This is a genomic window from Xanthomonas maliensis, from assembly GCF_009192945.1.
GTDB classification, from domain to species: Bacteria; Pseudomonadota; Gammaproteobacteria; order Xanthomonadales; family Xanthomonadaceae; genus Xanthomonas; species Xanthomonas maliensis.
This window is the reverse complement of the sequence record NZ_NSET01000034.1, coordinates 15,913-29,951: the sequence shown is the minus strand read 5'-3', so window position 1 is coordinate 29,951 and position 14,039 is coordinate 15,913. Positions and strand designations below refer to the sequence as shown.

Annotated in this window: 9 protein-coding genes and 1 pseudogene; 3 read left to right on the top strand and 7 right to left on the bottom strand. The window is 67.7% G+C overall.

All coding sequences use genetic code 11. The annotated features are described in order from the left end of the window. Nucleotides 1-289 precede the first annotated feature (289 nt). The 3 genes from CKY51_RS11410 to cobA form a co-directional block, all read right to left on the bottom strand. Entirely contained in the window at nucleotides 290-796 is a 507-nt protein-coding gene (locus tag CKY51_RS11410) for a methyltransferase family protein (protein WP_031338482.1), read from the bottom strand. A 135-nt stretch (nucleotides 797-931) separates the two neighbouring features. Then, nucleotides 932-1,891, bottom strand: a complete 960-nt coding sequence (gene cysK / locus CKY51_RS11405; protein ID WP_022970885.1) for a cysteine synthase A — start codon at nucleotides 1,889-1,891, stop codon at nucleotides 932-934. 18 nt (nucleotides 1,892-1,909) lie between these two features. Further along, entirely contained in the window at nucleotides 1,910-3,106 is a 1,197-nt protein-coding gene (cobA, locus tag CKY51_RS11400; protein WP_081641313.1) for a uroporphyrinogen-III C-methyltransferase, read from the bottom strand. A 159-nt stretch (nucleotides 3,107-3,265) separates the two neighbouring features. Here cobA and CKY51_RS11395 point away from each other — a divergent pair, with 159 nt between their 5' ends. Beyond that, on the top strand, nucleotides 3,266-4,249 hold the full coding sequence (locus CKY51_RS11395) for a LysR family transcriptional regulator (RefSeq protein ID WP_022970887.1): 984 nt from the start codon (nucleotides 3,266-3,268) through the stop codon (nucleotides 4,247-4,249). Nucleotides 4,250-4,795: 546 nt separating this feature from the next. On the opposite strand, the gene CKY51_RS11390 is transcribed toward CKY51_RS11395, so the two are convergent. The 4 genes from CKY51_RS11390 to CKY51_RS11375 all read right to left on the bottom strand — a co-directional run bounded on the left by CKY51_RS11390 (nucleotide 4,796) and on the right by CKY51_RS11375 (nucleotide 10,765). Then, on the bottom strand, nucleotides 4,796-5,992 hold the full coding sequence (locus tag CKY51_RS11390; protein ID WP_022970888.1) for a sensor histidine kinase: 1,197 nt from the start codon (nucleotides 5,990-5,992) through the stop codon (nucleotides 4,796-4,798). A 334-nt stretch (nucleotides 5,993-6,326) separates the two neighbouring features. Beyond that, nucleotides 6,327-7,052, bottom strand: a complete 726-nt coding sequence (locus tag CKY51_RS11385) for a phosphoadenylyl-sulfate reductase (RefSeq protein WP_152249242.1) — start codon at nucleotides 7,050-7,052, stop codon at nucleotides 6,327-6,329. Then, complete coding sequence (gene cysI, locus CKY51_RS11380; protein WP_022970890.1) at nucleotides 7,049-8,755, bottom strand: assimilatory sulfite reductase (NADPH) hemoprotein subunit; 1,707 nt, start codon at nucleotides 8,753-8,755, stop codon at nucleotides 7,049-7,051. The genes CKY51_RS11385 and cysI overlap by 4 nt, the downstream gene beginning before the upstream one ends. 162 nt (nucleotides 8,756-8,917) lie before the next feature. After that, entirely contained in the window at nucleotides 8,918-10,765 is a 1,848-nt protein-coding gene (locus CKY51_RS11375) for an assimilatory sulfite reductase (NADPH) flavoprotein subunit (RefSeq protein WP_022970891.1), read from the bottom strand. A gap of 180 nt (nucleotides 10,766-10,945) precedes the next feature. Between CKY51_RS11375 and cysD the strand changes: the two genes are divergently transcribed. Both cysD and cysN read left to right on the top strand, forming a co-directional pair. Beyond that, the gene (gene cysD, locus CKY51_RS11370; RefSeq protein ID WP_022970892.1) at nucleotides 10,946-11,854 is read left to right on the top strand and encodes a sulfate adenylyltransferase subunit CysD; all 909 of its coding nucleotides are present in this window, start codon (nucleotides 10,946-10,948) and stop codon (nucleotides 11,852-11,854) included. A 236-nt stretch (nucleotides 11,855-12,090) separates the two neighbouring features. Then, a pseudogene (gene cysN, locus CKY51_RS11365) lies at nucleotides 12,091-13,989 on the top strand (sulfate adenylyltransferase subunit CysN); the annotation flags it as partial. Nucleotides 13,990-14,039: the final 50 nt, after the last annotated feature.

Here is a 14,039-nt window from a genome sequence, read left to right as displayed (position 1 = left end):
ACGCTCTGGTCGACACACGCTAGCGTGCATTCATCTCATGCGCTGAGACGGTTGGCGACATGGATGGGGCGCGACGCGGGAGCCAAGGCGCGATGGCGCATGCTGACGTGGCTGACGTGAGGCGCAGGTCGACATCGGCGTTGGATCGCTCGCGCCGGCAGCAGCAGGGGCCATTGCCGCGTCGATGTCTCTGGCTGCAGCAATTGCGCAGCCGCCGGGATCGTGGTCGGCGCCGAGGCGCGTGCGGGTCGGCCGCGCGGGCCTAGCTATTCGGAGCCAGCGGCGCCGTTCAGAGCCAGCGGCGGACGCGGCTGCAGTAGCTGTGGTATTGCCGGCCGAACTCGCACTGCAGGCGTTGTTCTTCGAATGGAATGACGTAGCACTGCAGGGCCAGCCACGGCATCGGCAGCAGCAAGAGCGCCCATGGTAGGCCCAGTTGCAGGCAGAGCCCGACATAGCTCAGCACCAGTGCCAGATACATCGGGTTGCGGGTGAAGCGGTAGGGGCCTTCGATCACCAGTTGCGACGGGTGGCCGCTGGGCATGATGGTGGTGCGGCGGCGGGCGAACAGCACAAAACAGCTGACCGCCAGGGCCAGCCCGGCACAGGCGATCAGGCCGCCGGCCAGTTCGATCAGGGCCAAGGTGGCGGGCGCGGGCAGCGGCAGTTCCAGTGCGGCCTGCAGCCAGGCGCCAAACGCCAGGGCAAGCGCGAAATGAGCGGGCGAGGTCATCTTCACCAGCCAAGGCGCGCGTGCGTCGCGGCTGTCGCTGTGTCCGTACGGCTGGTTACTCACCACGGTCCTCCCTGCAGGACCGCCATCCTAACGTTTTCTTGACATCTGCGGGAGCCGCGCGGTTCACCTCGCCTGGGGCACCTGTGCCGCGGTGGCGCTACAGGTGCCTGCTGACGATCACCGGACGGCGTGCGGTCAGGGCAGTCCCGCCAGCCAGTCGTCGTCCGAGCCTTCGTTGATGTCGGCGAACAGCGGGGTGGAGAAGTAGCGCTCGCCGGTGTCCGGCAGCATCGCCAGCAGCACGGCGCCCGGCTCGGCGCTACGGGCCACACGCAGAGCGGTGGCCACGGTGGCGCCGCCGGAGATGCCGGTGAAGATGCCTTCTTCGGCGGCCAGCTGGCGGGCCACGCCGATCGCGTCGCTGTCTTCGACGCTGAGCACCTCGTGCGCGGCTGCCCGGTTGAGCACCTCCGGCACGAAATCCGGGGTCCAGCCCTGGATCTTGTGCGGCTTCCATTCCTGCCCTTGCAGCAAGGCGGCGCCGGCCGGCTCGGAGGCAGTAATGCGCACTTCCGGCCGCGCCAGCCGCAGCACCTCGCCAACGCCAGTGAGCGTGCCGCCGGTGCCCCAGCCGGTGACGAAGTGATCCAGCCGGTGGCCGGCAAAGTCGCGCAGGATCTCGGCGGCGGTCGTGTTGCGGTGATAGGCGGGATTGGCCGGGTTGGCGAACTGGCTGGCCAGGAACCAGCCGTGCTGTTCGGCCAGCTCCTTGGCCTTGCGCACCATGCCGCTGCCGCGCTCGGCGGCCGGGGTCAGGATCACCTTGGCACCGTAGGCACGCATCAGCTTGCGCCGCTCGATCGAGAAGGTCTCGACCATGGTGGCGACGAACTTGTAGCCGCGCGCAGCGGCTACCATCGCCAGCGCCACGCCGGTATTGCCGGACGTGGCCTCCACGATCGTGTCGCCGGGCTTGAGCAGGCCGCGTTGCTCGGCGTCGAGGATGATCGCCAGTGCCAGGCGATCCTTCACCGAGCCCCCCGGATTGAACGCCTCCACCTTGACATAGAGGGTGACGTGCTCCGGCGGCAGGCGGTGGAGCTTGACCACCGGGGTGCGGCCGATGGTGTCGAGGATGTTGTCGTACAGGGCCATGGAAAGTCTCCGGGGGAATCAGGCGGCGTGCGCCAGTGTGGGCGCAGCGGGCGTTGCGGGCGGTGAGTGCGGGCTCGGGTCTGCCAGCGGTGCGGACCCGAACCAATGCAGGGAAGCGGAGAGTGCGGCGACCTCGCCCAGCAGCAGCAGCGCCGGTGCCCGCACCGCGTGCGTCCGTGCGCTGGTCGCCAGCTGGTCCAGGCGGCCGCTGATCACGCGCTGTTGCGGCCGCGAGCCGTTTTCCACCAGCGCGAACGGCGTCGACGCCGCACGTCCGGCCTGCAGCAAGCGCTGCTGGATCGTGTCCAGCTCGCCCACACCCATGTACAGCGCCAGGGTCTGGCGTTCCTGTGCGAGTGCCTGCCAGTCCAGGGTATCCAGCGATGCCTTGCAGTGCGCGGTCGCCAGGCGCACCGACTGCGCATGCTCGCGATGGGTCAGCGGAATGCCGGCATAGGCCGCGCAGGCGATGGCGGCGGTGATGCCGGGGATCACCTGCACCGCGATGCCGTGCGCGCGCAGGAATTCCAGCTCCTCGCCGCCGCGCCCGAACACGAACGGATCGCCCCCCTTCAGGCGCACGACCCGGCGACCTGCCAACGCATGCTGGTGCAGCAGCGCGTGGATCTGCTCCTGGCGCGTGCTGTGGCCTTGCGCCGCCTTGCCCACGTCGATCAGCTGCGCGTGGCGACGGGCCAGTTGCAGGACCTGCGGGCTGACCAGGCGATCGTGCAGGATCACATCGGCGTGTCGCAGCGCACGCAGCGCATGCCGGGTCAGCAGCCCGGGGTCGCCTGGGCCGGCGCCGACCAGCGCCACCATGCCCGCCCGCAGCGCGCCGACACCGGTCTGCGTGGTGTCGGCCGGCAGCTTGGGGGTCGCGCTCGCCGCGGCCGAATGGGTCAGCAGGCGTTGTGCCGCGGCGGCATCGCGCAGGGCGGCGTTGCGCGCGGGGACTTCGCTGGCGGCGATGGTGAGCCAGATCGGTTGATCGGGCAAGCGCAGCCAGGCCGGATCGAAATCGCCGACCAGCCATCGCAGTTGGCCATTCTGGGCCCATCGCCGCAAGCCCGGGGTGAGCGTAGGAGCACCGACCAGCGGCAGCGCGCCGGCCTGCAGCAGGTGCGCGGTCGTGCGTTCGGCATCGGCGCCGCCACCGACCACCAGGACGGCGCGGCCATGCAGGTCGGCGAGGAGCGGGAACAAGGAAGCCACGGGCAAGAAGGTCGCGGGAAAGGCCAGACCGTAATGCCGCCTTATAGCCTCCGGAAATGACTTCATGCGTCCAGAAAATAGCGTTCGGTTATAAGCTGGCTGTCCCAACTGCTCTACAGTCGAGACCTGCGTGACGCTTCGCGCGCTTGGAATCTGCCCATGACGCTGACCCAACTCCGTTATCTGGTCGCCATCGCCGATGCCGAGCTCAACATCACCTTGGCCGCGGCGCGCGTGCATGCGACCCAGCCGGGCCTGTCCAAGCAGCTCAAGCAGCTGGAAGACGAACTCGGCTTTCTGTTGTTCGTCCGCAAGGGCCGCAGCCTGGATGCGGTGACACCGGCCGGCGTGGAGGTGATCGAGCGTGCGCGGGCAGTGTTGGCCGAGGCCAACAACATCCGCACCTACGCGGCCAATCAGCGGCGCGAAAGCCAGGGCCAGCTGACCCTGACCACCACCCATACCCAGGCGCGCTTCGTGCTGCCGCCGGCGGTGGCACAGATCAAGCAGGCCTACCCGCAGGTCAGCGTGCACCTGCAGCAGGCTGCCGAGAGTGCGGCGCTGGACCTGCTCAGCCAGGGCGATGCCGATATCGCCGTGGTCAGCACTGCCGGTGGCGAACCGAGTGCGGGCATCGCGGTGCCGTTGTACCGCTGGCGCCGGTTGGTGATCGTGCCGCGTGGGCATGCACTGGACCAGGCGCGGACGGTGCCGGACATGCAGGCGCTGTCCCGGCATCCACTGATCAGCTATGAATCGTCGACGCGGCCGGGCTCCTCGCTGCAGCGCGCGTTCGCGCAGGTCGGTCTGGAGCCGAGCATCGCGTTGACCGCACTGGATGCGGATCTGATCAAGACCTATGTGCGCGCCGGACTCGGCGTCGGGCTGCTGGCGGAGATGGCCGTCAGCGCCAACGACGAGGACCTGCGGGCCTGGCCGGCGCCGGCCCCGATCGCCGATTGCGTGGCCTGGGCGGTGCTGCCGCGCGACCGGGTGTTGCGCGACTACGCGTTGGATCTGGTCAACGTGCTGGCGCCGCAGATCGACAAGCGCGACCTGCGGCGCGTGCTCGACGGCAATCAGGCGCCCGACTGGCCGCTGCCGCCGACCTGGGAAGCGCTGACCCAGACCATCACCAGCTGAGCGTCGTCGCCCGGCGCACGGCGGCCTGCCCGCCCGCGCCGAGCGATGGCCGCTGCCGGAAAGCGGTGCCTTTACGTTGTCCAGGCCGCTCGCAAGCGTCGGTAAACCAGGCCAAGCGCACTCGACGACGGAGTGTTGCGGCGCATCAAATCATTGGCGGAAATCCGTTGTTTTCCAGTGGGTTACTTACTGGGTCTCGTCGCTGTGCGCATCCCTTTGTCGGTGATTGTCCTGACAGCTGTCGGGGGACCGGTCGCCAGGACATCCGCGTGGATCAAGTTGCCCCAGCGGCAGTCGTAAACCTATACAGCAGCCATGGCGCGACACCTCCGGACGTCTAGGGGTGGACGGCGCAAGGCCGACGCCGCAGCGGCATGGCAGCGACGGTCTGTTCGAAGATGTCGTGACAGGTTGCTGGCGCTGTCGTTTCGCCTGCGCAGCGCGCATGGCTGGCGGCCGGCGCAGTCGGATCCCTGGGGAGAGGTCCGACATGCTTGGCGGCGGATCCGGGAGGGGAGCCCGGATCCGCTTTTTTTTTGCCTGTGCTCAGGCCAGCGGGATGCTCACCGCGAAGGCAGTGCCGCCACCGGGGCGTGTGCGCACTTCCACCTGGCAGTTCAAGGTCTCGGCAGTGCGGTGGACGATCCATAGGCCGATGCCCAGGCCGTCGCTGTTCGGATCGGCCTGGCGAAATGCCTGGAACACCTGGTCCGGCTGGGCGAGATTCAAGCCGATCCCGCTGTCGATGATCTGCAGCACCGCGTGTCCGTCCCGCCGTCGGCAGCCCACCAGCACGCTGCCCCGTTGGGTGTACTTGACCGCGTTGCCGACCAGATTGCCGATCAGCGTGGTCAGTAGCGTGGGGTGGCTGCGCACCCGCAGCGAGGTGGGGACATGGCGCAGCGACAGCCCCTTGTCCAGCGCCGGCTGACGCCAGACGCCAAGCACCGCGTGCACCACGTCCTCCAGCGACAGCGGCCGCAGGTCGGGCGTGCTGTCCTTGCTGGCCGCCGCCAGCGTCGCCAGTTCGTCGAGATGGCGTGCGACCTGGCCGATCGCCTCGCGCGCCGTCACCAGGGTCGGTACGGCGTCCACGTTGGCGTGGCGGCGCATCTTGTCGATGGCATAGGCGGCCGTGCGCAAGGGCGTCTTCAGATCGTGGCCGGCAATGGCCATCAAGCGACTGCGATAGCGGTCCGATTCCTCGGCGATCAGCAAGGCCCGGCGCAATTCCAGCTGGGTCATCGTCTGGCGGGCCAACGCACGCAACGCGTCGACCTGATCGTCGCTGAGCTGCCGTGGTTGCCGGTCCAGCACGCACACCGTGCCCAGCGGCAGGCCATCGGGTGTCTTCAACAAGGCGCCTGCGTAGAAATACAGCGGCGCCTCGCCAGTCACCAGTGGATTGCGGGCGAAACGTGCGTCCTGGCGGGTATCGGGCACCACCAGCACATCGTTGTCCAGCAGGGCGTGCGCGCACATCGACATGAACAACGGCGTTTCCTGCTCGCCCATGCCACGTTCGCTCTTGAACCATTGGCGTTCGGCATCGACCAGGCTGATCAAGGCAATCGGGGTCTCGCAGATGATCGAGGCCAGGCGGGTGATGTCCTCGAACGCCGCCTCGCGCGGGGTGTCCAGGATGCCGTAGCTGCGCAGGGCCTGCAGGCGCAGGACTTCGCCAGGATGCTTGGGTGCGCAGGGCAAGGATTCGGCCGCTGGAGTGGACAGGGAGGTGCTCATGCGCGGTGGGACCAAGGGAGACAGCCAAGCATAGGGCAAGCGAGCCCTCATCAGGTGTGCGCCACGGCAAGGCATGAAAGCGAGGTCGGCGATTGGCGCGCGGATCGGTTGGCGCGCAAGGCGCGCAGACGTGTTGCGGCCGCCGCGCGGTGGGGCGCCGATGGGAGGAGTGCGCGGCCTGGTCGCCGTTGGCGCTAGCGGCGCGGAGCGCAGTTGCGCCCGTGCCGGACCCGATGGGTGTAACAGCGACACCGGGTTTTACCGACCCAACGACGCACGAAGGCCACCTCGATGCAGGCGCCGGCAATGCGAGAGGGCGGCGCAGCGGCTTGCTTCAGATGTCCTCGTGGATCCCGCATTCGCGCTTCAAGCCGAAGAAGCGGGTGTCTTCCTCGCGCATGCCTGGTTCCCAGCGACGCGTGGTGTGGAAATCGCCGATCGAGACATAGCCCTGCTCCCACAGCGGGTGGTAAGGCAGGTCGTGTGCCTGTAGGTATTGCCAGACATCGCGGTCGCTCCAGTCGGCGATCGGGCTGATCTTGTAGCGTTCGCCGCGCCGCTGTACCACCGGCGTCTGCGCCCGCCCGCTGGACTGGCTGCGTCGCAGGCCAGTGAACCAGGTACCGACCTGCAGCTCATCCAGCGCCCGCCGCATCGGTTCGACCTTGCGCAGATTGTTGTACTGGTCGATGCCGACCATGCCTTGCTCCCACAGCCGGCCATGGCGCGCCTCCATCCAGGCGCGGCTGACCGAAGGACGATAGACCTTGAGGTTGAGGTTCAAGCGCTCGGTCAGCGCATCGGCGAAGCGATAGGTCTCCGGGAACAGGTAGCCGGTATCGATCAGGATGACCGGGATATCCGGACGTTGCCGGGTCAGCAAGTGCAAGGTCACCGCCGACTGCGCGCCAAAGCTGGAGGACAGTGCGGCCTGCTGCGGGCCATGTTCCAGCGCCCAGGCCACGCGCGCATCGGCCGGGCAGGTTTCCAGATAGGCATTGAGCGCATCCAGGTCGTCCAGCGTGGCGGCAGCGGGGGCGATGGCAGGGAGCGCGGTCATGCGAGCAGTTCCAGATCCAGTTGGCGGTGGGTGGGATAGGGCGGCAGCGCGATCACGCCGCTGCGATGCAGGAAGTCGCCGAAGCCTTCATCGGCCGCGCGATCGCGTTCGCTGGCATAGCGCGCCAGCAGCGGCTCGAGCGTGGCGAGGATGTCGGCTTCGCCGATGTTTTCGCGATGCAAGGTATTCAGCCGCTGGCCGCGGCGGTCGCCACCCAGCATCAGGTTGTAGCGCCCAGGCGCCTTGCCGACCAGCGCGATCTCGGCCAGGTACGGGCGCGAGCAGCCATTGGGGCAACCGGACACGCGCAGCACGATCGGTGTCTCCGCCAGGCCGTGGCGTTGCAGGATCGGTTGCAGCGCGGCGGTGAAGTCGGGCAGATAGCGCTCGGCCTCGGCCATCGCCAGCCCGCAGGTCGGCAAGGCCACGCAGGCCATGGCGCCGCGCGCCAGCGCCGTGGGTGCGCGATTGCCGACGTCCAACGCATACTCGGCGACCAGCGCGTCGATGCGCGCGCGCTGCTCGGCCGCCACCCCGGCGATGACCAGATTCTGATTCGGGGTCATGCGGAATTGCCCGACCTGCAGCTGCGCGATCGCGCGCAAGCCGCTCAGGTGCGCTGCGGTGTCGGTATCGGCGATGCGGCCGGCCGGCAGCGACAAGGTCAGGTGCCACTGGCCATCCTCGCCTTCGACCCAGCCATAGCGGTCGCCGTTGTGGGCGAAGGCGAAGCGGCGCGCCGGCCGCAGCGCGATGCCGGCGCGGCGTTCGATCTCCGCGACAATGGCCGGCAACCCGTGGTCGTCGATGGTGTACTTGAACCGCGCGCGCTTGCGCACCGCGCGATTGCCCAGGTCGCGCTGGGTGGTGACGACCGCGGTGGCCACGGTCAGCAACTGCGCACGCTCGATGAAGCCGATGACATTGGCCACGCGCGGCCAGGTCTCTGCATCGCCATGGCTCGCCCCCATGCCGCCGCCGATGCTGACGTTGTAGCCGAGCAATTCGCCGTCCTCGAGGATGGCGATGAAGCCCAGGTCGTTGGCGAACACGTCCACGTCGTTGAGCGGCGGCACGGCGAAGCCGATCTTGAACTTGCGTGGGAGATAGCGCTCGCCATAGATGGGCTCGTCCTCGCTGCCGGAGCCGGCGACGCGGGTCTCGTCCAGCCAGATCTCGTAATAGGCGCGGGTATTGGGCAGCAAATGCTCGGACACGCGCGCTGCATCGGCGTACAGCGTGGCATGCGCCGAGGACAGCAGCGGATTGGCAGCGACCTGCACATTGCGATTGACATCGCCGCACGCCGCAAGCGTGTCGATCAAGCTCGCATTGATCGCCTGCATGGTGGCCTTGAGCTCGCGCTTGATCACACCATGGAACTGGAATGCCTGGCGGGTGGTGATGCGCAGCGAATGATTGGCGTACCGCGTGGCGATGCGATCCAGCGCCAGCCATTGCGCAGGCGACACCACGCCACCGGGCGTGCGCGTGCGGATCATGAACTGATAGGCCGGCTCCAGCTTCTGCCGACGACGTTCGTCGCGCAGGTCGCGGTCGTCCTGCTGATAGCTGCCGTGGTACTTGATCAGCGTTTGATCGTCCTCGCGCAAGGCTCCGGTCACCGCATCGGCCAGGCTTTGCTCCAGCGATCCGCGCAGGCGTCGGCTGTGGGATTTGATGTCTTCGACGGAGTGGGTCATGGGAGTTGGCGAAGTGCGAAGGAGGAGAGGGGGCGGGACCCGGGACTCGGGACCCGGGTCCCGGAGCGGCAGGGCAATGCAGTCCCTGGCCACGCATCGCCACACCTGCTTCGGCCGTTGCTTGTCCCGGGTCCCAGGCCCCGGGTCCCGCGTCCCGGCTCTTCAATACACATCGCGTGCATAACGCCCCTCCTGCTGCAGCGTGGAGAGATAGCCGGCCGCGGCGTCCGCATCCAGCCCGCCCTGCGTGGCGACGATGTCCAGCAGGGCGGCGTGCACGTCCTTGCCCATGCCGATCGCGCCACAGACATACAGGTGCGCGCCGTCGCGCAGCCAGGCGTAGACCTCGGCGCCGCGCGCGCGCAGGCGATGCTGCACGTAGACCTTGTCGGCCTGGTCGCGCGAGAACGCCAAGTCCAGCGCATGCAGTTCGCCGCGTTGCAGGGCTTGCTGCCACTCGGTCTGGTAGAGGAAGTCGGTGTTGAAATGGCGGGCGCCGAAGAACAGCCAGTTACGCCCGCGCGCGCCGGTCTCGGCGCGCTCCTGCACGAAGGCGCGGAACGGTGCGACGCCGGTGCCTGGGCCGATCATCAGGATGTCGCGATCCGGATCGGTGGGCACACGGAAGCGGGTGTTCGGCTCGATGTAGACCGGGGCGCGGTCGCCTTCGCTCAGCCCGGCCAGGAAGCCGCTGGCCGATCCCAGATGGTCATGGCCATGTGCCTGATAGCGCAGCTCATCCACCGTCAGATGGACTTCCTCGCCGACGCGCTTGCGGCTGGAGGCAATCGAATACAGACGAGGCGTCAGCGGACGCAGGGCGGCCAGCAGGCCATCGGGGTCCCAATCCGCCGGCCAGCGGCGCAGCACGTCGATCACTTGGTGATCGGCCAGCAGCGCCGCCAGGCCGGCGGTCTGGGTCGGGGTGAGCAGCGCCTGCAGTGCATCGGCTCCGGCGCGTTCGGCGTGCGCTGCCAGGAAAGGGCGCGACAGCTTGGTCAGTTCGCGATGCTGCGCCAGCCAGTCGGACAGGCGCAGGGTCTGATCGCCCACGCCGACCTCGGCATCGCCATCCAGGCGCGTGGCGTCCAGCACCGCCGCGACCAACGCGGCCGGATTGCGATGGCGCACGCCCAGCGCATCGCCAGGCTCGTAGCTCAGGCCGCTGCCGTCCAGCGAAAACTCCAGATGGCGCACGCGCTTGTCGGCGCTGCCATGGCGGCCGAAGCCCGGGCCTTTGAAGTCGCGGCCGCTGATGACCTGATTGGCCAACAGCTCGGCCGCGAAGGGATGCTGGTGCGACCAGGCCGGCGCCGCCGGCCCGCTGCGCAGGGGGGTCACCGTCGCCGACGGCGGCGCGCTCTTCAGCTGCTCGCGTGCCTGACGTACGGCCTGCTCGCGCCACGGCACTGCCACACTGGCGATATCCAGATCCGCCTCGCCATGCGGTTGCAGACGCTGACCACCCAGTTCGGCCAGGCGCGCATCGATGCGCCGGGCAATACCGCAGAAATCCGCATAGCTGGAGTCGCCCAGGCCCAGCACGGCGTACTTGAGCTCCGGCAGCCGCGGCGCGCGCCGGCTGGCGAGAAATTCCACCAGCCCGAGCGAATCGTCCGGCGGGTCGCCTTCGCCCTGGGTGCTGATCACCACATACAGCAGGCGTTCGCTGGCCAGCTCGCGGGTGGGGTAGTGATCGGCACGCAGCAGGCGCACGTCCAGGCCGGCCGCGGCGGCATCGGCAGCCAGTTGCTCGGCCTCGCGACGGGCGTTGCCGGTCTGGCTGCCGTAGAGCACGGTCAGGCGCTGGCGTTCCTGCGCAGCACTCTGGGCCTGACCGCCAGGCAGCACCGCCAGCGAGCGCGGCGGGTGGCCGGACGCCAGCCCTGCGGTATAACCGGAGAGCCACCACAGCGAAGCCGCGTCCAGCCCGTCGACCAGTCGTTCCAGCAGGACCTTGCGCTCGTCGGGCAAGGGGCTGGGCGACACGGTGGAGCTGGCGGACGTCATGCGGATCCAGGCAGAGGAGGATAGAGGGACGATCCTAGGGAGCGCGCGCGATGCACAGAAAGGAGCAGCCGTTATCCCGTTATGCCGGGCGCTTATTTCGGCCTCTCGCCTGAGACACCCACACTGCGCGGCCTTGCCTTACCATCGGCACGACCGCCGCCCATGTCGCGACCGCTTTCGATGAGCCTGCACCTGTTGTCCCATCTCGATCGTCTGGAGGCCGAAAGCATCCATATCCTGCGCGAAGTCGCCGCCGAATTTCGTGCGCCGGTGCTGTTGTATTCGGTCGGCAAGGACAGCTCGGTGCTGCTGCATCTGCTGATGAAGGCCTTTGCGCCATCGCGTCCACCGATTCCGTTGCTGCATGTGGATACGCGCTGGAAGTTCCGCGAGATGATCGCCTTTCGCGATCGGCGCGCGCGCGAGACCGGGGTGGATCTACGCGTGCATATCAATCCCGACGGTGTCGCCCAGAATATCGGGCCAATCAGTCACGGCGCGGCCGTGCATACCGACGTGATGAAGACCCAGAGCCTGAAGCAGGCGCTGGAGGCAGGGGGGTTCGATGCGGCGATCGGTGGCGCCCGCCGCGACGAGGAGAAATCACGCGCCAAGGAGCGGGTGTTCTCCTTCCGCAACGCGCATCATCGCTGGGATCCGAAGAACCAGCGCCCGGAGCTGTGGAATCTCTACAACGCGCGCACCGCGCCTGGCGAGAGCGTGCGGGTGTTCCCGTTATCCAATTGGACCGAGCTGGACATCTGGTTGTACATCTATCGCGAGTCGATTCCGGTGGTGCCGCTGTACTTCGCCGCGCCGCGACCGGTGGTAGCGCGCGACGGCACCTGGATCATGGTCGACGACGAGCGCTTGCCGCTGCAGCCAGGCGAGACCCCCCAACTGCGCTCGGTGCGTTTCCGCACCCTGGGTTGCTACCCGCTGACCGGCGCGATCGAGTCGACCGCCGACACCCTGGAAGCGGTGATCGCTGAAATGCTGGTCAGTACCAGTTCCGAGCGTCAGGGCCGCATGATCGATCATGCGCCCGGTGCGTCGATGGAGCAGAAGAAGCTGGAGGGGTATTTCTGATGCGCGATGGGTCGGCAGAGCAAGGCGGGACTCGGGAGAAGCACGGTGATTCCGGGACGCGGGACCCGGGACCCGCGTCCCGGGAAGCGCGCCACGACGCTGCGGATGTTTCTATCGCGGTTGATCCTTCCGCCTCCCAAGAAAGCAGCAGCGACGAGCGCAAGGTCGCTGCTGCCTTTGATCTTCCCGGGTCCCGAACAGCGAACGACAACAGTGCCACCGCCTCGGCTCTTGATCCTCCCGGGTCCCGGGTCCCGGGTCCCGAGTCCCGGCTCCTCTCCACCTACCTCCAGCAACACGAATCCAAGCCGCTGCTGCGCTTCATCACCTGCGGCAGCGTCGACGATGGCAAGAGCACGTTGATCGGGCGCTTGCTCTACGACAGCAAGCGCTTGTTCGACGACCAGTTGGCGGCGCTGGAGAGCGACAGTCGCCGGCATGGCACGCAAGGCGAGAACATCGACTACGCCTTGCTGATGGATGGGCTGTCGGCCGAGCGCGAGCAAGGCATCACCATCGACGTGGCTTACCGCTACTTCGACACCGACCATCGCAAGTACATCGTCGCCGATTGCCCGGGGCACGAGCAGTACACCCGCAACATGGCCACCGGTGCTTCCACGGCGGATGTCGCCGTGGTGCTGGTGGACGCGCGCAAGGGCTTGCTGCCGCAGACACGACGGCATAGCTATATCGTCTCGCTGCTGGGCATCCGTCAGGTGGTGCTGGCGGTCAACAAGATGGACCTGGTCGGCTACGACGCGCAGGTGTTTGCCGACATCGCCGACAGCTATCGCGCGCTGGCCGTGCAGTTGGGCATCTCGCAGGTGCAATGCATCCCGTTGTCGGCCTTGGCTGGCGAAAATCTGTCCAGTCCCGCCACCCAGATGCCGTGGTACCAGGGGCCATCCCTATTGCAGCATCTGGACGCGTTGGAGTTGGAGACGGACGTGGCCGCCAGCGGCCTGCGGCTGCCGGTGCAGTGGGTGAATCGGCCCGATTCGCAGTTTCGCGGCTACGCCGGCACGATCGTCGCTGGCCAGGTGCGTGCGGGCGACGCGGTGGTGGTGGTGCCGTCCGGGCGCCGTGCGCGCGTGGCGAAGGTGCTGGGCGCCGATGGCGAGATTGCGCAGGCGCATGCAGGTCAGCCGGTCACGCTGACCCTGCACGAAGAGATCGACATCAGTCGCGGCGACGTCATTGCCGCCGCCGACGATCCGCCGGAAGTCGCCGACCAGTTCGCCGCGCATCTGCTGTGGATGGACGATGCGGCGCTGCTGCCCGGCCGTCCCTATTGGCTGAAGATCGGCACGCGCACGGTCACCGCCAGCGTCAGCGACATCAAGCACAAGGTCGACGTCAACACCCAGGAGCGATTGGCCGCCAAGCGGCTGGAACTCAACGAGGTGGGCTATTGCAACCTGGCGCTGGATGCGCCGATCGCATTCGCACCGTATGCGCGCAATCGCGTGCTCGGCAGCTTCATCCTGATCGATCGCCAGAGCAATGCCACTGTGGGGGCCGGTACGCTGGAGTTCGCGCTGCGCCGTGCCGGCAATGTGCACTGGCAGCACCTGGATGTGGATCGTGAAGCCCGCGCCCGCATCAAGGGGCAGGCCTCGCGCGTGCTCTGGTTCACCGGACTGTCCGGCGCCGGCAAGTCGACCATCGCCAATCTGGTCGACCGGCGACTGCATGCGCTCGGTTACCACACCTTCGTGCTGGACGGCGACAACGTGCGCCACGGGCTCAACCGCGATCTCGGCTTCACCGACGAAGACCGGGTGGAGAACATCCGCCGCGTGGCCGAGGTGGCGCGGCTGATGACCGACGCTGGCTTGATCGTGCTGGTCAGCTTCATCTCGCCGTTCCGCGCCGAGCGCCAGTTGGCGCGCGAGCGCTTCGCGCCAGGCGAGTTCGTGGAAGTCTTCGTCGATGTGCCGCTCGCGGTCGCCGAGGCACGCGACGTCAAGGGTCTTTACCGCAAGGCGCGCGCGGGGCAGATTCCCAATTTCACCGGCATCGACTCGCCGTATGAGGCGCCGTCCGATCCGGAAATCCATCTTCACGCCGATGGTGAGAATGTGGAGGCATTGGCGCGGCAGGTGCTGGAGTATCTCGGCCTGGAGCGCTGACCAACGCATCGTGGCATCGACGGCAAGGGTCTTTGGTCATGGTGCGAAGG

Excerpts from the sequence above, each read along its gene's own strand:
- cysK (WP_022970885.1), bottom strand. The coding sequence starts at position 1,891 with ATGGCCCTGTACGACAACATCCTCGACACCATCGGCCGCACCCCGGTG.
- CKY51_RS11395 (WP_022970887.1), top strand. The coding sequence starts at position 3,266 with ATGACGCTGACCCAACTCCGTTATCTGGTCGCCATCGCCGATGCCGAG.
- CKY51_RS11390 (WP_022970888.1), bottom strand. The coding sequence starts at position 5,992 with ATGAGCACCTCCCTGTCCACTCCAGCGGCCGAATCCTTGCCCTGCGCA.
- CKY51_RS11385 (WP_152249242.1), bottom strand. The coding sequence starts at position 7,052 with ATGACCGCGCTCCCTGCCATCGCCCCCGCTGCCGCCACGCTGGACGAC.
- cysI (WP_022970890.1), bottom strand. The coding sequence starts at position 8,755 with ATGACCCACTCCGTCGAAGACATCAAATCCCACAGCCGACGCCTGCGC.
- CKY51_RS11375 (WP_022970891.1), bottom strand. The coding sequence starts at position 10,765 with ATGACGTCCGCCAGCTCCACCGTGTCGCCCAGCCCCTTGCCCGACGAG.
- cysD (WP_022970892.1), top strand. The coding sequence starts at position 10,946 with ATGAGCCTGCACCTGTTGTCCCATCTCGATCGTCTGGAGGCCGAAAGC.